Source organism: Klebsiella sp. V115_8 (genome assembly GCF_029967715.1).
GTDB classification, from domain to species: Bacteria; Pseudomonadota; Gammaproteobacteria; order Enterobacterales; family Enterobacteriaceae; genus Klebsiella; species Klebsiella quasipneumoniae.
Genome location: NZ_JASCAR010000024.1, coordinates 1 through 16,822 on the forward strand (window position 1 = coordinate 1; position 16,822 = coordinate 16,822).

Sequence of the window (16,822 nt, forward strand, 5' to 3'; positions counted from 1 at the left end):
TTACGCAAATATCTGTAGGCCCGCGCAAGCGCAGCGCCGCCGGGCAATTCCTGAAGATTGCACCTGGCCAGCACGATAAAAGCCCTCTTTACAGAGGGCTTTTATCGCACAATAGCGAAGATTAACGCTTAAAGCGGTCCGGGAAGGTCATTTCGCTGTAGCGAACGAAGCGGGTGCCTTTCGCCAGTTTGTACCCAAACCAGATGACGAGGAACAGCGGAATACCGATGTAGGTCGCCGCCACGCCGCCCCAGTCAATGGTGTCCTTGAGGAACGCTTCGTAGTTCTGTCCGAGGGTGATGATCAGGCACAGCACGAAGGCGAAGATCGGCCCCAGCGGGAAGAACCCGGAACGATACGGCAGATTATTAATATCGTTACCCTGCAGGACGAAGCCACGACGGAAACGATAGTGGCTGATGGCAATCCCCAGCCAAGCGATAAAGCCCGTCATCCCCGAGGTGTTCAGCAGCCACAGGTACACCGTCTGGTTACCGAACATCGAAGTCAGGAAGCACAGCGCCGCGATAACGGTGGTCGCATACAGGGCGTTGCGCGGTACGCCGCCGCGCGACAGCTTCGAGAAAATGCGCGGCGCTTTGCCGTCGCAGGCCAGGGTATACAGCATACGCGTAGAAGCGTACATCCCCGAGTTACCCGCCGACAGAACGGCCGTCAGGATAACGGCGTTCATGATCGCCGCCGCCGACAGCAGACCGGCGTGCTGGAAGACCAGCGTGAACGGGCTGACGGAGATATCTTTAACGTCGTTGCGCAGCAGGCTCGGATCGGTATACGGAATGATCAGGCTGATAATCAGGATCGCGAAGACATAGAACAGCAGGATACGCCAGAAGACCTGGCGCACCGCGCGCGGAATGTTCTTTTCCGGGTTCTCAGACTCACCGGCGGCAATACCGATAAGCTCGGTGCCCTGGAAGGAGAAGCCGACAATCATCGCCACGCCGATCATCGCCGAGAAGCCGCCGGCAAACGGCGCATCCGCGATCCCCCAGTTGCTCCAGCCGGCAGGCTGCGCCCCTTTGAAGATGCCGACAATCATCATCACGCCGACGATGATAAAGATAATGACGGTGGCCACTTTGATCAGCGAGAACCAGTATTCCGCCTCGCCAAATCCGCGCACCGAGATCCAGTTCAGCAGGAACATAATGCCGAGGAACAAGGCGCTCCAGATCCAGCCTGGGGTATCAGGGAACCAGTAGCTCATCACCAGCTGCGAGGCCACGAGGTCAACGGCGATCGTTACCGCCCAGTTGTACCAGTAGTTCCAGCCCAGCGCGAAGCCGAAGCCCTCTTCAACATAATTCTGCCCGTAGGTGGCGAAGGAACCGGACACCGGCATAAACGCCGCCAGTTCGCCCAGGCTGGTCATCAGGAAATAGACCATCAGACCGATCAGAATATAAGACAGCAGCGCCCCGCCGGGACCTGCTTGCGAAATCGTTGCGCCAGAGGCAACAAAAAGACCCGTACCGATGGAACCGCCGATGGCGATCATGGTCAAGTGGCGCGCCTTTAGTTCACGACGTAGCGTGGGCGCTTCTGTGGTTTTAGTTTCCGAAACCATGTGATAATGCTATCCATCCAAAAAATGAGGCGCGATTGTAGCAGACGATCGGGGTTCCATCCGGTACAAATGCAAAGTTATAAGAGAGCTTCATGATCGACCGCAAATTATTAGTAAAGCACTAACCTTCGGAATTGCCAGCAAATTCCCCCCTTTTATCAGGCGATAAAGCCGGATCGCTACACCTGGCAATACTGCAGAAAACGTTGTAATGCTTTGGAAATATGCTTCTGCCGGTGGTGGATGCGCCACAGCGTGCGCGTCAGCCGGGGCAGCGGCACTTTCAGCTCCGCCAGCGTGCCGGAGGCCAGCTGTTCGGCAATCACCCGCCGCGATAAGCAGCTGATCCCCAGCCCATGGCGCACCGCGTGCTTGATCGCCTCCGAGTTGCCCAGCTCCATCCCCAGGTGAAACGCCGGCAGATGCGACAGCAGAACGTAATCGACAATCTCCCGGGTGCCAGACCCATGCTCGCGCAGGATCCACGGCGCCTCGGCCAGCTGCTGCAGGGTCACCTCCCCCGCCAGCAGCGGCGAGTCAGGCGCGGCAAACACCACCAGCTCATCTTCCAGCCACGGCTCGGCGATAATATCGGCGGCATGGCACGGCCCCTCGATCAGACCGAAATCCACCCGCAGGTCGGCAACGGCGTTAATCACGTCCAGGCTGTTGCCCACGCTCAGCTCAACCGGCAGATCCGGGAAGTCATGGCGATAGCGGGCAATGATCTCCGGCATAATATAGTTGCCGATGGTGCTGCTGGCGTAGACCCGAATCGCCCCGTTGTCGCCGCGAAACAGCTGCTCAATCTCCAGGGCCCGCTCCAGCAACGCCAGGGCGCGCGGATAGAGCAGCCGTCCATGCTCATTGACCACCAGCCGCTTGCCGACGCGGTCGAACAGCTGTACGCCAAGCTGCCCTTCCAGATCGGTCAGCGCGGCGCTGACCGCCGATTGCGAAAGCGCCAGCATCTGTGACGCCTGAGTGGTCGACCCACTCTTATGGACTTCGGCGAACACTTCCAGCTGCCGCAGCGTAATATGCATAACCCACCCGTTTAGTAATCCAGTCTGAATAACCTTCCTTACTATGGTGACACAAATCGAGGCGGCTGACGGAAGGAAAATCCCCTTACGTCACAAAATCATCGTCTTGCTGACAAGATCAGCTCGCTTGCGCGCCTCACTCCCCTGCCCCGTTGTCGCCAGCGAAGCGGCCATTTACCACTTATTACGATTGATTATAAACATATAATCAATTTTATATTTAATCCCGCGCGGCGTAACCTTTAGGCAGACAAAGGAGAAGGTTATGACAGCACTCACTTTACCCACCAAACATCGTTCCCTGCGGCATTTTGTCCCAGGCCTGGCGCTGACCGCCGCCCTGACCGGCGCCGCCCTGTGGGCCGGTAGCTTCCCGGCCATCGCCGGGGCGGGCTTCAGCGCCCTGACCCTCGCTATTCTGTTCGGGATGGTCGTCGGTAACACGGTCTATCCGAAAATCTGGCAGCCCTGCGACGGCGGGGTGATCTTCGCCAAACAGTATCTGCTGCGCCTGGGGATCATCCTCTACGGCTTCCGCCTGACGTTCGCCCAGATTGCCGACGTCGGCGTGAGCGGTATTTTGATTGACGTTCTGACGCTCTCCAGCACCTTTTTCATCGCCTGCTTCCTGGGCCAGAAAGTGTTTGGGCTCGATAAGCACACCAGCTGGCTGATCGGCGCCGGCAGCAGCATCTGCGGCGCGGCGGCAGTGCTTGCCAGCGAGCCGGTGGTCAAAGCCGAAGCCAGTAAAGTGACCGTCGCCGTCGCCACGGTGGTGATCTTCGGTACCATCGCCATCTTCCTCTACCCGGCGATGTACCCGCTGCTGGCGCACTGGTTTACCCCGGAGACCTACGGGATCTATATGGGTTCCACCATGCATGAAGTGGCGCAGGTCGTCGCCGCCGGCCATGCGGTCAGCCCGGATGCGGAGAACGCCGCGGTTATCGCTAAAATGCTGCGCGTGATGATGCTGGCCCCGTTCCTGCTGTTCCTGGCGGCGCGTGTTAAACAACTGACCCCGGCAGGTAACGGCGAGAAAAGCAAAATCACCATTCCGTGGTTTGCCATTATGTTCATCCTGGTGGCGGTGTTTAACTCCTTCCATCTGCTGCCGAAAGCGGTCGTGGAGATGCTGGTGACGCTGGATACCGTCCTGCTGGCGATGGCGATGGCCGCTCTTGGGGTGACCACTCACGTCAGCGCGCTGAAAAAAGCCGGGGCGAAACCGCTGCTGATGGCGCTGATGCTGTTCGTCTGGTTGATTGTCGGCGGCGGGGCCATTAACGTCGCCATCCACAGCCTGATGGCATAAAGCACTACATCTTTCTCCAGTTAAGCCGCTATCATTACCCACCCCCCAGCGGCTTTAACTGGAGTTTTTTTATGAAATACGTAGGAGCGCACGTGAGCGCCTCAGGTGGACTGGCCAATGCCGCCATTCGCGCCGCCGAAATCGAAGCAACCGCCTTCGCCCTCTTCACCAAAAATCAGCGCCAGTGGCGCGCCGCGCCGCTCAGCGACCAGACCATCGCCGAATTCAAAGCCGCCTGTGAAAAGTATCACTTTGGCCCCGGACAGATCCTGCCGCACGACAGCTACCTGATTAACCTCGGCCACCCGGTGGAAGAGGCGCTGGAAAAATCCCGTGACGCCTTCATCGATGAGATGACCCGCTGTCAGCAGCTGGGGCTGACGCTGCTCAACTTCCACCCCGGCAGCCATCTGCAGCAGATCCCGGAGGAAGAGTGTCTGGCGCGCATCGCCGAATCGATCAATATTGCGCTGGCGAAGACCGAAGGCGTCACCGCGGTTATCGAAAATACCGCCGGCCAGGGCAGCAACCTGGGCTTTAAGTTCGAGCACCTCGCAGCCATCATCGACGGCGTGGAAGATAAAACCCGCGTCGGCGTCTGCATCGATACCTGCCACGCCTTCGCCGCCGGCTATGACCTGCGCAGCGCCGAAGCCTGCGAGAAGACCTTTGCCGACTTCGACCGTATCGTCGGCTTTCAGTATCTGCGCGGCATGCATCTCAACGATGCCAAGAGCGCCTTCGGCAGCCGGGTCGACCGTCACCATAGTCTGGGGGAAGGCAACATCGGCCACGATTGCTTCAGCTGGATCATGCAGGACAACCGCTTCGACGGCATTCCGCTGATTCTGGAAACCATCAACCCGGATATCTGGGCGGAAGAGATTGCCTGGCTGCGGGCGCAGCAGATCGCCGAAGTGGCGTAAATAGAGACATAAAAAAAGGGCCGACTGTTCGGCCCTTTTTTATTGCGGAGAAATTATGCCGCTTTTTCGACTTCCGCTACCTGCGCTTCCGGGCGTTTCAGCACCGCGTAGGAGAGGCCCGCCACCAGCGTCCCGGCAACAATCGCCAGCAGGTAGCCCAGCACTGGCGTAATCGCCCCCGGGATCAGCAGAACAAACAGCCCGCCGTGCGGCGCCATCAGTTTCGCGCCAATCGCCATCGAGATAGCGCCGGTTACCGCGCCGCCGACGATACAGCAAGGCAGCACGCGCATCGGGTCACGGGCGGCAAAAGGAATCGCCCCTTCAGAGATAAAGCACAGGCCGAGAACCAGCGCGGCTTTACCCCCTTCCCGCTGCCCTTTGTCGAACTTATTGCGGGCAACCAGCGTCGCGATACCCATCGCCAGCGGAGGCACCATACCGGCCGCCATGATCGCCGCCATCGGCGCGTAGGTCTGGGTACTCAGCAGGCCAACGCCGAAGGCATAGGCCGCTTTGTTCACCGGGCCGCCCATGTCGGTACACATCATCGCGCCGAGGATCGCGCCCAGCAGAACCGCGTTGGCGGTGCCCATGGTTTGCAGCCAGTGGGTCAGCCAGGCGAGGATACCGGCGACCGGTTTACCAATCAGGTAGATCATCGCCAGGCCCACGATCAGGCTGGAGACCAGCGGAATGATCAGGATCGGCTTCAGCGCTTCCATACTCTGCGGCAGTTTCAGCTTAGTGCTGATGGCTTTCGCCACGTAACCGGCAAGGAAACCGGCAATGATCCCGCCGATAAAGCCGGAGCCGCCGCTGACCGCCAGCATACCGCCGATAAGACCCGGGGTCAGACCCGGACGGTCGGCAATGGAGAAGGCGATAAAGCCCGCCAGCACCGGCACCATCAGCGCGAAGGCCGAGCCGCCGCCGATTTGCATCAGCGCCGCCGCGAGGGTGTCTTTCACTTCAAACGCTTTGATCCCGAAGGCAAAGGAGAGCGCGATACACAGGCCGCCCGCCACCACCATCGGCAGCATGTAGGAGACGCCGGTCAGCAGGTGGCGGTAGGCGCCCGCCGACTCTTTTTTACCTTCGCCAGCAGCCTGAGGTTTACCGGAAGGTTGGTACGGTTTGGCTTCAGCCACCGCTTTGTCCAGCTCCTGGGCGGTTTTCTTCAGCGCCAGACCGGTGGTGGTGCGATACATCGGCTTGCCGGCGAATTTCGCCAGGTCGACTTCGATATCGGCGGCGACGATCACCAGATCCGCCTCGGCCACCTCTTCCGGGGTGATAGCATTGCCCGCGCCGACGGAGCCGCGGGTTTCCACTTTCACCCACCAGCCGCGTTTTTTCGCTTCGGTTTCAATGGCTTCAGCCGCCATAAAGGTATGGGCAACGCCGGTCGGACAGGCGGTGACCGCGACAATACGTTTCGGTCCGCCGGTGGCCGCCGGGACTGCCGCGGCGGCAGGCGCCGCGTACGGCGTCGCGTGGCCTTTGGCTTCGCTGAGGAACAGCTCCGGGTGCGCCACGGCGCGATTAATATCGCCGAGGTAGACCTGTTTGCCGTTCAGCGCGCTGTCAGTGGGCAGCGCCGACCCGAGAACAATCACCAGTTCGGCGTCGTTCGGATTATCAATCAGTTCAAGGTGCGCTTTTGGCGCTGCGGCACCCAGCAGGGTTTTCGCCATATAGGCGCGCGCCTGTCCGAGTCCGGCATCAATAATCAGCAGCGTTTTCATTATGCCTCTCCTGCTGTCAATTAAAGGGTTGTAAGTCGACGCGCGCCATCATCGCGGCCAACTGGGTACGGTCGGTGATCCCGACGTTGCTCTGGCTGACGGCCAGGGCAGCGACGGCGGTCGCCAGGCGCAGGGTATGCTCGCTGGATTCACGCATCAGCAGGCCGTAAATCAGGCCGCCGACCATCGAATCGCCGGCGCCAACGGTGCTGACCACTTCGACTGAAGGCGGTTTGGCAATCCACTCGCCGGAGGCGTTCACCCACAGCGCGCCCTCTTCGCCCAGGGAAATCACCACGTGGGCGATCCCCTGCTCGCGCAGCGCATGGGCGGCGTCGATAACGTCTTTCATCTCCGGCAGCTTACGGCCAGCCCAGATCTCCAGCTCGCGACGGTTCGGTTTCACCAGCCACGGCGCCGCTTTCAGTCCGGCAACCAGCGCTTCGCGGCTGCTGTCGAAAATGATGCACGGGCACTGGCTGCGCAGACGGGTCATCCAGTCGGTAAAGGCCTCCGGGCTGACGCCGGACGGCAGGCTGCCGCTGACGCAGACCATATCGAACTGCCCCAGCCAGCTCAGGGAGTCGTTGACGAAGCGTTCCCAGTCGCCTGGGGTCACTTCAAAGCCGGAGAAGTTGAAATCGGTCACTTCGCCATCTTTTTCCGTCAGCTTAACGTTGATGCGGGTCCGGCCCTGCACCACCTGGAAACGGTTGGCGATCCCCAGCTCGCTGAACAGCTGCTGAAAGCCATCCTGGTTGTCTTTCCCCAGGAAGCCGCCGACGGTGACGTCAATGCCAAGATCTTTCAGCACTTTCGCCACGTTGATGCCTTTCCCGGCGGCGTGCAGGCCGGTGGTACGCACCAGGTTCACTTCACCGCGCTCGATCTCCGGGGTGAAGCCCACCAGATCGTACGCCGGGTTTAAAGTAATGGTTGCTACACGTCTGCTCATTTATGCGCCCTCCCCAAGGCCTGCGGCGATCGCTTCGCCAATCGCATCCAGCGCTTGTTGCGCATCCTCACCCTGCGCGGTAAAGCGCAGACGGTGACCTTTTTTCACACCCAGCGCCACGACCTTCATCAGGCTGCGGCCGTTGGCCGGCTTGCCGGAACCGTCGAGGTTAGTGACGGTGACGTCGCTGGAAAATTGTTTAATGGTGTTGACCAGCATGGTGCCCGGACGGGCATGCAGGCCGTGCTCATTGCGCACCACGAATTCGGCGCTCAGCACATCTTCGGCAATCGCGTCGTCGCTGGTCAGCAGCGCCAGCACGGTGGCGGCGTCGGCTTTCAGCAGATGGTCAGCTTTCTTGTCCAGCAGCAGCTTGCTCAGGCGGTTCAGCACCGCGGTTGGCTGATCGTCGGTCATCGCCACCGTAACCAACAGGGAAACCGGCTGGTCGTCGCGGGTGAAGGCGGTGGCGGCGCGGCTGACCGCCACGGCGCTGCGCAGATTGCCTTCGGCGCTGTCGTTCAGCCAGATGCCCTGACCGAGGTTCAGCGGCGTATCGTTAATGACGTGGCTAACGAAGGCGGAATCCACAGCGCCTGCTTCTTTCAGACGCGCGGCGTTCAGCGCCTGCAGGGTCAGCAGATCGCTGGCCGCGACGTCGAGACTCAGGGTCTCGTTGTCCAGCTTCAGCGCTTCGCTCTGCTTCTCCCCCATCAGCAGCGCCCGCAGCTCTTCCACGGTGGTGGCGGACTGCAGCTGGGCGGCGACCGCGTCATCGCTCAGCACATGGGTCAGCTGACGCAGCAGGCCGAGGTGTTCATCTGAGCTGGCGGCAATCCCGATCGCCACATAGGCGGTCTGCCCTTCGCCCCAGGTGACGCCCTGCGGGAACTGAAACACCTGAACGCCGGTCTTCAGCACCTGGTCACGCGTATCCGTCGTGCCGTGCGGGATCGCGATCCCGTTGCCGAGGAAGGTCGAGGTCTGCTGCTCGCGCGCCAGCATGCCGTTCACGTAGCCATCGGCCACGTTGCCGGCGCTGACCAGCGCGGCGGCGACCTGCCGGATGGCCTCTTCTTTATTACCGGCCTGCTGGCCGGGATGAATATCCTGCACAGATAACTGGAACATGGTTCTCCTCTCCTGCTGAATTGAATCGTTTCAGCTAACTTGAGAAAAAAGGCGCCATCTGACGGTGAACGATATGCCGAATGACGCTGAAACGTTTCAAGAATTCTGTACCTTTCTTGCTCAACGCGCAAGGTACGTCAGCGACTTGATTGCAGAACTTAGAGGTACTGCACACTTTTGCTGAAGCCCTGGCGCCTGGCCGCGGTAAACGTCAGCTTTTTGCTGAACTCTCTATTTTGAAACACCTTTTTAATTATTCGTGCCATACTACTGTTTATTTTCAGCCAGCAGGCGTAAACTCCGCGCCGTCTCCTGAAACTACAGAAAACCAAACACATGGAAAACCGAAGCGCCGCCCTTCCCCGACGCGGGTTCGATGTCACCTCTTCCGCCTTCCTGATCGTCGCCTTTCTGACGGGCATTGCCGGGGCGTTGCAGACGCCGACCCTGAGCCTGTTTCTGACCAATGAAGTGCATGTCCGCCCGGCGATGGTGGGTTTCTTTTTTACCGGCAGCGCCGTCATCGGCATTCTGGTCAGCCAGTTCCTCGCCGGACGTTCTGACCGTCAGGGCGATCGCAAGCAGCTGATTGTCGTCTGCTGCCTGCTGGGGGTGCTGGCCTGCGTGCTGTTTGCCTGGAACCGGAACTATTTCATTTTGCTGTTCATCGGCGTATTCCTTAGCAGCTTTGGTTCGACCGCCAACCCGCAGATGTTCGCCCTCGCGCGCGAGCATGCCGACAAAACCGGCCGCGAAGCGGTGATGTTCAGCTCCATTTTGCGCGCCCAGGTCTCCCTGGCCTGGGTGATTGGTCCCCCGCTGGCCTATGCGCTGGCGATGGGGTTTGGCTTTACCGCGATGTACCTCAGCGCCGCGGCGGCGTTTATCGTCTGCGGGATCATGGTCTGGCTGTTCTTGCCCAGCATGCGCAAAGCCAAGGCGGTGGCGACTGGCCGGCTGGAAGCCCCGCGCACGCACCGCCGCGATGCGCTGCTGCTGTTCAGCATCTGCACGCTGATGTGGGGCACCAACAGCCTGTACATCATTAATATGCCGCTGTTTATCATTGACGAGCTGCATCTGCCGGAGAAGCTGGCCGGCCTGATGATGGGGACCGCCGCCGGGCTGGAAATTCCCACCATGCTGATTGCCGGTTACTACGCCCGGCGCTTCGGTAAACGCTTTCTGATGCGCCTTTCCGCGGTGGCTGGGGTGCTGTTTTATGTGGGCATGCTGACGGTGCATACGCCGGCGCTGCTGCTGGCGATGCAGGTGCTGAACGCCATCTATATCGGGATCCTCGCCGGGATTGGCATGCTTTATTTCCAGGATTTGATGCCCGGGCAGGCGGGCGCGGCCACCACCCTCTACACCAATACCACCCGCGTCGGCTGGATCATCGCCGGCTCACTGGCGGGCGTGGTGGCAGAGATCTGGAGCTATCATGCGGTGTTCTGGATAGCGCTGGTTATGGGGATCGCCACCCAGGCCTGCCTGTGGCGGATCAGAGATGTATAGATAAGGTTGCCCGGCCGGAGCCGGGCAGTGGAGATTAGTGATCCAGATAGAGATAATGCAGCCAACTGGTCATGCGCAGCAGCACCTTGCGCATAATCGACACATGGGCAAAATAATCGGTATATACCGCAGCCTGGGCGCTGACCCCGTCCGGTAAATGTTCCACTTCCGGATGGGGATCGAGGTCGATCAGCACGTAAATGCCCTCTTTCCCCGCCCCGGCGTTCAGCCCCTGCAGCGCGCCGCTGGCCTGGTAACTGCCGTCCGGGACGGTCGGCAACACGCGCGATACCTTACCGCTGTAGACGCTGCCCGGCAGACCATTAAACACCACCTCCGCGCTGTCCCCGGCCGTCAGACGCAGGACCGAGTTCTGACGGAATACCGCCACCACCTGGCGCTTTTGCTGGGGAATAAACACCAGCACCGGCTTGAAGGGCAGACGCACCGCGGTCATCCCCGGCCGCGCCAGAAGCTGGGTGACGTAGCCGTCGCTCGGCGCGCGAACCACGGTTTGCGCCAGATTATACTCCGCCTCAAGGATCTGCGATTTCAGGCTGGCAATATTGGCATCCAGCCCGTGGTAGCGGCCGGACACCTGCTCTCTGGCGTTTTGTAATTGCGCTTTCGCCGCCTGCAGGACCGCCGCCTGGATCTGCACCTGCTGCCTGGCGTGAGTCACATCCTGTTCCGAAAAAGGATTCACCGGCATGGCCGCCCCCTGAGCATAGCGCTGGTTGTCACGGGTGACCCGGTCGTACTCCGCCTGCGCCTGCTGTACTCTGGCACAGGCATCGTCAATGGTCGCCTGCTTCGCCCGCAGCGTGGCCTCTTCGGCCGCCAGATCGGCTTTCAGCTTGTTCAGCCGCGCGCGGTAGCGGGTATCGTCGATGCGGAACAGCAGTTCGCCCTTCTTCATTAACACATTGGTTTTACTGGTAACCTCCACCACCTCGCCTGATACCTGGGGCACCATCGGAATGGAGACGACAATTTTTTGCGCTCGCATCGTATAGGGGTGGTTATAGTTCATCGTTAATATTAACGCGCCAACGACCACTATTCCGCCTAATATCGCTGTCGGGATTGTCCATTTATTTACTGGAATGCGAAATATCTTAAATACGCCCCAGGCAATAGCGACATAGCAAAGGATAATTAATAGATCCATATTATTTCTCGCTATTCTCCGCCGACGCCTGCTGGCTGTTTTTTAACGCCGCTTCAAGTAACGCAATGCGTTTCTCCAGCTCCGCTCGCTGCTGATGTCCCTCGGACTGCGAAGCCATCCCCCAGCCACGATCGGGCCGGTACAGCGTGGCCCAGATCCACAGGAAAGGCCAGATAGCATGCAGGGTAAACAGGCTTATCCAGCCCGCCACATGAATCGCGTCCTGATGGGGGTGCTGGCGTTTTTGCGCGATGTGATAGGGAATATCGTGGATAATAATAACTCCATAAAACAGTATGAGAAAAACCAGTATTAATACAAACAAAGCAAAATAATTAAGCAGCATGGTGCATATACACTCAGTAAGCCAGCGGGAAGATCGTTATTTTTAATGACGTCGAGAACCACAAAAGAAGTAATAAAACGCACAGGTTTCCTTAAATAACCGACTGTTCACGGCAAAGGCCATCATACGTTCAGCAGATCAATAAATCACATGGCAATTCCGCCAAACTGGTATATCATTTTTGATATACCATCAATATCAGGCAGCGATAAGATGTTGAAAGACTTTAAAATGGATGAGCTAAGGATCCTCTGCGCCATCGCCGAAACCGCCAGCGTAAGCCGGGCAGCACAGCGCCTGAATATGCCCCAGTCTAACGTCTCACGGACGCTGACCAGCGTGGAGCGGAAAGTCGGCCTGGCCATTTTTCTGCGCACCGCCAGGGAACTGGTGCGTACCGAGTTCGGCGAGCAGTTTATTCACGCCAGCAGCGCCGTTCTTGAGCAGCATGAGCAGCTTATCAACCTCGCCGACCGTTATAAAAACACGCTGCAGGGCGTCGTCACCCTTGGGGCGCCCATCGGCATCCACCAGTTTCTCGGGCGCTATATTCTGCCGGCGCTAAGAAAAACGCTGCCGGAGCTGCAGATCAATCTGGTCACCCGCAACGCCAGCGAGCGGGAACAAAAATACGGCGCCATTTTCAATAGCGACTGCGATCTGCTGATAAGCCCCTTTAAGCCACAGAATGAAAACCTTATCGCCCGCCCCTTCACCCGCTTTCGCACCGGCGTCTTCGCCTCCCCGGATTATCTGGCGCAACACCCTATCGCCGAGCCGGAGGCGCTGGTGGATCATGAGTGCATCACCCTGCGCATGCTGGGCGGCAGCGACAATATCTGGACCTTCAAAAGCAAAAACGGCAAACCGCTCAATCTCACGGTAAAGGGGGGATTCGTGTGCGATAACACGCTGCCGGCGGTGGAGCTGGCGAAGCTGGGAATGGGGATCGTTTATGCGCCCTACTATTCACTCGCCACCGAGCTGGCGGCAGGACAGCTGGTTCCCTGTCTGAAGAAGGAGCGCTGCATCGATCTGCAGGCCTGGCTTATCTACCAGCGACGGGACATTCTTCCGCTACGCGTCCAGGCGCTGCTGGACGGCCTCAGCGTCCATATCAAAAACCTGTCTCATTTGCTGCTTTAAGCTCAGGGCGCGGTGGCCAGCTCAAGCTCCAGCAGCCAGGTGATGGCGTCATCACGATGAGTGAAGCACATCTCCGGCGAGGGCTGCAGGCTGGCGCACACCTTCGGACGCAGTGGGGAGCCGAAAATCAGGCACAGATTGTGCTCGGAGAGCTGAATACAGCGGGTATTGGCCGGCTTGCCCTGCGGCATGCCGGGGATCGGCGAGGATATAGAGGGGGCGATGCAACATGCGCCACAATCAGTACGACATTCCACAACCCAGCTCCCAAAGGCTCATTTTGCGCCACAGCCTAAACGTTTTGCCAGAAGATAGCAAAACTCGCGAATTCCACTTGCCTGAACGCCCGGGCGCGAGTAGTTTTACGCGATATTTTTGACTCGTTAAGTGACAGGATTACTGCAATGCCAAGAGCGAATGAAATTAAAAAAGGTATGGTGCTGAATTACAACGGCAAGCTGCTGATTGTGAAAAATATCGATATTCAGTCACCCAGCGCCCGCGGTGCTGCGACACTGTATAAAATGCGCTTCTCTGATGTGCGTACCGGCCTGAAAGTAGAAGAGCGCTTCAAAGGCGACGATATCGTCGATACCGTGACCCTGACCCGCCGTTTCGTTGACTTCTCCTATGTCGATGGCAACGAATACGTGTTCATGGATAAAGAAGACTACACCCCTTACACCTTCACGAAAGAGCAGATCGAAGAAGAGCTGCAGTTTATTCCGGAAGGCGGCATGCCGGATATGCAGGTGTTGACCTGGGACGGCCAGCTGCTGGCGCTTGAGCTGCCGCAGACCGTGGACCTGGAAATTATCGAAACCGCGCCGGGTATTAAAGGGGCATCCGCCAGCTCCCGTACCAAGCCCGCCACCATGAGCACCGGCCTGGTGATTCAGGTGCCGGAATACCTGACCACAGGTGAGAAAATCCGCATTCATATCGAAGAGTGCCGCTATATGGGCCGCGCGGATTAATTTTCCGTGACGAGTTGACCAGAAAAAAGGACAGCCGCTGGCTGTCCTTTTTGTTATCCCCGTTGCCGCGATTACAGTAGTTCAGGGTATTTGGTCATCTTCAGCGCCAGCTCCACGCCGCGCACTTCCGCCATCCCCTTGAGACGGCCAATCGCCGAATAGCCTGGGTTGGTTTTCTTGCGCAGATCGTCCAGCATCTGATGACCATGATCCGGACGGAACGGGATCGGGCGCAGATCGCCGGCCTGTTTACGCCGCTGCTCTTCACGCAGAATCGCATCCACCACCGCCACCATATTGACGTCGCCGCTAAGGTGCGCCGCCTCGTGGAAGGTTTTCGGGTTCGCCTCGCGGCAGGTGGCGCGCAGATGGGTAAAGTGGATGCGATCGCCAAAGGTTTCCACCATCTTCACCAGATCGTTATCGGCGCGGACGCCATAGGATCCGGTGCACATGGTAAAGCCGTTATTGATGCTGTCCACTGTCTCTTTCAGCCACTGCATATCTTCGATGGTCGACACGATACGCGGCAGGCCCAGGATCGGCCGCGGCGGATCGTCCGGATGCACTGCCAGTCGGATCCCCACCTCTTCGCACACCGGTACGATGGCCCGCAGGAAATAGGCCATATTTTCGCGCAACTGCGCTTTATCGATGTGGTCATATTCCGCCAGGCGCGCGCGGAACTGGTCGAGGGTGTAGCCCTCTTCCGCCCCCGGCAGGCCGGCGATGATATTGCGGGTCAGTTTCTCAATGTCCGCTTCGCTCATCGCCTTGTAATACGCCTCGGCCTGGCGCTGCTCTTCTTCGCTGTAATCCGCTTCCGCCCCCGGTCGTTTGAGGATATGCAGTTCAAAGGCGGCGAAGGCGATCTGATCGAAACGCAGCGCCCGGGAGCCGTCCGGCAGCTCATATTCCAGATCGGTGCGCGTCCAGTCGAGGATCGGCATAAAGTTGTAGCATACGGTATCGATGCCGCAGGCCGCGAGGTTGCGGATGCTCTGCTGATAGTTGGCAATCCAGGTCGCATACTGCCCGCTGTGGGTTTTAATATCCTCGTGCACCGGAATGCTTTCGACCACCGACCAGGTCAGCCCTTTCGCCGCTAACAGCGCTTGACGCTCTTTAATCTCGTCGACCGGCCAGACCTGACCGTTTGCAATATGGTGCAGCGCAGTGACGACCCCGGTCGCCCCCGCCTGTCGTACATCATCAAGCGATACCGGATCGTTCGGCCCATACCACCGCCAGGTTTGCTCCATCGCTATGCCCTCACAAAAGTTGTTATACCAATAATGGCGACAATCATGACGACTACCATACATGTTTCTCGTCAGGCTGCAAACAGTGCCGGCGCATTGATTGATCCAGCTCACAGTCAGCGGATAATTTCGGCTTACCAATTTAATTTCCTGTCATATAACTTTAGACTGGCAATGTTAATAAGCAGTTAAACAGGTGTGTAAAGAATGACAACAATTGCAACCGCTACGCTACCGGAAAACGTGCAACGTCCTCAGTACGATCGCAGCCAGCTCCGCTCGCGTATTGTCCATTTCGGCTTTGGCGCGTTTCATCGCGCGCACCAGGCGCTGCTGACCGATCGCGTGCTGAATAACATCGGCGGCGACTGGGGGATCTGCGAAATCAGTCTGTTCAGCGGCGATACGCTGATGAGCCAGCTTCGCGAACAGGACCACCTGTTTACCGTACTGGAAAAAGGCGCCGACGGTAATCAGCCCATTGTTATCGGCGCGGTGCACGAATGCCTGAACGCCAGGCTCGATTCGCTGGCGGCGATTATCGAGAAATTTTGCGAGCCGCAGGTAGCGATTGTCTCGCTGACCATCACGGAAAAAGGCTATTGCATCGATCCGGCGACCGGCAAGCTGGATCCGACGCATCCGCGTATCGTTCACGATCTGGAAAATCCGACGCTGCCGCAGTCGGCTCCCGGTATTTTAGTTGAAGCGCTGGCCCGCCGCCGGGAACGAGGCCTGTCGCCCTTTACCGTGCTCTCCTGCGATAACATTCCCGACAACGGCCACGTGGTGAAAAATGCCGTCCTCGGCATGGCGGAAAAACGCAGTCCGGCGCTGGCGAGCTGGATCGCCGACAACGTTAGCTTCCCGGGCACCATGGTGGATCGCATTGTTCCCGCCGCCACCGCGGAGTCGCTGGCGGAAATCGCCGCCGTGCTGGGGGTGGAAGATCCCTGCGCCATCAGCTGCGAACCCTTCATTCAGTGGGTGGTCGAAGACCACTTTGTCGCCGGGCGCCCCGCCTGGGAGACGGCGGGCGTGCAGATGACCGACGACGTGCTGCCCTGGGAGCAGATGAAGCTGCGGATGCTCAACGGCAGCCACTCTTTCCTCGCCTGGCTTGGCTATCTGGCAGGTCATGCGCACGTCAGCGACTGCATGCAGGATGAGGTCTTCCGCCGCGCCGCCCGCCAGCTGATGCTTGACGAACAGGCCCCGACGCTGACCATTACCGGCGTCGATCTGGCGGCCTATGCCGACAGCCTGATCGCGCGCTTCAGCAACCCGGCGCTCAAACACCGTACCTGGCAAATCGCCATGGACGGCAGCCAGAAGCTGCCCCAGCGTATGCTCGACGGTATTCGCGTGCATCTTGAGCGCGGCAGCCGCTGGCCGCTGCTGGCCCTCGGCGTAGCCGGCTGGATGCGCTACGTCAGCGGTACGGACGATGCCGGTCAGGCCATCGACGTCCGCGATCCGCTGGTGGACAAGATCCAGCAGCGGGTGGCGCAGAGCGATGAACAGCAGCGCGTTGACGCCCTGCTGGGTCTGGAGGAAATATTTGGCCGCGACCTGCCGCGCAACGCGCAGTTTGTCGCCGGGATCCGCGCCGCCTGGCAGCAGCTGGCGATGCACGGCGCCCGCGAGGCGGTTGCCCGCGCGCTCAATTCTTAACAATATTTGCGCTTAT

Annotated in this window: 15 protein-coding genes; 6 read left to right on the top strand and 9 right to left on the bottom strand. The window is 59.1% G+C overall.

Annotation, left to right across the window (positions count from 1 at the left end):
* Positions 1-121: 121 nt before the first annotated feature.
* The gene (locus QLG03_RS08725) at positions 122-1,591 is read right to left on the bottom strand and encodes an amino acid permease (protein ID WP_023290447.1); all 1,470 of its coding nucleotides are present in this window, start codon (positions 1,589-1,591) and stop codon (positions 122-124) included.
* Between the two features lie 179 nt (positions 1,592-1,770).
* Entirely contained in the window at positions 1,771-2,637 is an 867-nt protein-coding gene (gene yieE / locus QLG03_RS08730) for a DNA-binding transcriptional regulator YeiE (protein WP_004201638.1), read from the bottom strand.
* Positions 2,638-2,902: 265 nt separating this feature from the next.
* Between yieE and QLG03_RS08735 the strand changes: the two genes are divergently transcribed.
* Both QLG03_RS08735 and nfo read left to right on the top strand, forming a co-directional pair.
* On the top strand, positions 2,903-3,952 hold the full coding sequence (locus QLG03_RS08735) for a YeiH family protein (RefSeq protein WP_023290449.1): 1,050 nt from the start codon (positions 2,903-2,905) through the stop codon (positions 3,950-3,952).
* 71 nt (positions 3,953-4,023) lie between these two features.
* Entirely contained in the window at positions 4,024-4,878 is an 855-nt protein-coding gene (gene nfo / locus QLG03_RS08740) for a deoxyribonuclease IV (protein WP_023290450.1), read from the top strand.
* A 53-nt stretch (positions 4,879-4,931) separates the two neighbouring features.
* Here the strand turns inward: nfo and fruA are convergent, their stop codons facing one another.
* From fruA to fruB, 3 genes are read right to left on the bottom strand one after another with little or no spacing between them, the layout of a single operon-like run.
* Positions 4,932-6,626: a PTS fructose transporter subunit IIBC gene (gene fruA, locus QLG03_RS08745; protein WP_044524221.1), complete on the bottom strand. Its 1,695-nt coding sequence runs from the start codon at positions 6,624-6,626 to the stop codon at positions 4,932-4,934.
* A gap of 16 nt (positions 6,627-6,642) precedes the next feature.
* A complete protein-coding gene (gene fruK, locus QLG03_RS08750; protein WP_002912941.1) occupies positions 6,643-7,581 on the bottom strand; it encodes a 1-phosphofructokinase in 939 nt (312 codons plus the stop codon).
* A complete protein-coding gene (fruB, locus tag QLG03_RS08755) occupies positions 7,582-8,712 on the bottom strand; it encodes a fused PTS fructose transporter subunit IIA/HPr protein (RefSeq protein ID WP_255989052.1) in 1,131 nt (376 codons plus the stop codon).
* Positions 8,713-9,048: 336 nt separating this feature from the next.
* On the opposite strand from fruB, the gene setB reads away from it, so the two are divergent.
* Positions 9,049-10,230, top strand: coding sequence for a sugar efflux transporter SetB (gene setB, locus QLG03_RS08760; RefSeq protein WP_085551296.1), 1,182 nt, complete (start codon positions 9,049-9,051; stop codon positions 10,228-10,230).
* 34 nt (positions 10,231-10,264) lie between these two features.
* Here setB and QLG03_RS08765 read toward each other — a convergent pair whose 3' ends face one another.
* Together QLG03_RS08765 and QLG03_RS08770 are read right to left on the bottom strand one after the other, a co-directional pair.
* The gene (locus tag QLG03_RS08765; RefSeq protein WP_255989050.1) at positions 10,265-11,401 is read right to left on the bottom strand and encodes an HlyD family secretion protein; all 1,137 of its coding nucleotides are present in this window, start codon (positions 11,399-11,401) and stop codon (positions 10,265-10,267) included.
* 1 nt (position 11,402) lies between these two features.
* Positions 11,403-11,747 (bottom strand): DUF3302 domain-containing protein, encoded by a 345-nt coding sequence (locus QLG03_RS08770; RefSeq protein WP_032453532.1) that lies wholly within the window; start codon positions 11,745-11,747, stop codon positions 11,403-11,405.
* A gap of 213 nt (positions 11,748-11,960) precedes the next feature.
* On the opposite strand from QLG03_RS08770, the gene QLG03_RS08775 reads away from it, so the two are divergent.
* Complete coding sequence (locus QLG03_RS08775; protein WP_032453533.1) at positions 11,961-12,893, top strand: LysR family transcriptional regulator; 933 nt, start codon at positions 11,961-11,963, stop codon at positions 12,891-12,893.
* Positions 12,894-12,895: 2 nt separating this feature from the next.
* Here QLG03_RS08775 and QLG03_RS08780 read toward each other — a convergent pair whose 3' ends face one another.
* Positions 12,896-13,150, bottom strand: a complete 255-nt coding sequence (locus tag QLG03_RS08780; RefSeq protein ID WP_023290454.1) for a YkgJ family cysteine cluster protein — start codon at positions 13,148-13,150, stop codon at positions 12,896-12,898.
* A gap of 147 nt (positions 13,151-13,297) precedes the next feature.
* On the opposite strand from QLG03_RS08780, the gene yeiP reads away from it, so the two are divergent.
* Positions 13,298-13,870: an elongation factor P-like protein YeiP gene (gene yeiP / locus QLG03_RS08785; protein ID WP_002912951.1), complete on the top strand. Its 573-nt coding sequence runs from the start codon at positions 13,298-13,300 to the stop codon at positions 13,868-13,870.
* Positions 13,871-13,941: 71 nt separating this feature from the next.
* Here yeiP and uxuA read toward each other — a convergent pair whose 3' ends face one another.
* The gene (gene uxuA / locus QLG03_RS08790; protein ID WP_023290455.1) at positions 13,942-15,132 is read right to left on the bottom strand and encodes a mannonate dehydratase; all 1,191 of its coding nucleotides are present in this window, start codon (positions 15,130-15,132) and stop codon (positions 13,942-13,944) included.
* 207 nt (positions 15,133-15,339) lie between these two features.
* On the opposite strand from uxuA, the gene QLG03_RS08795 reads away from it, so the two are divergent.
* Positions 15,340-16,806 (top strand): fructuronate reductase, encoded by a 1,467-nt coding sequence (locus tag QLG03_RS08795; RefSeq protein ID WP_023290456.1) that lies wholly within the window; start codon positions 15,340-15,342, stop codon positions 16,804-16,806.
* The last annotated feature ends 16 nt before the right edge of the window (positions 16,807-16,822 follow it).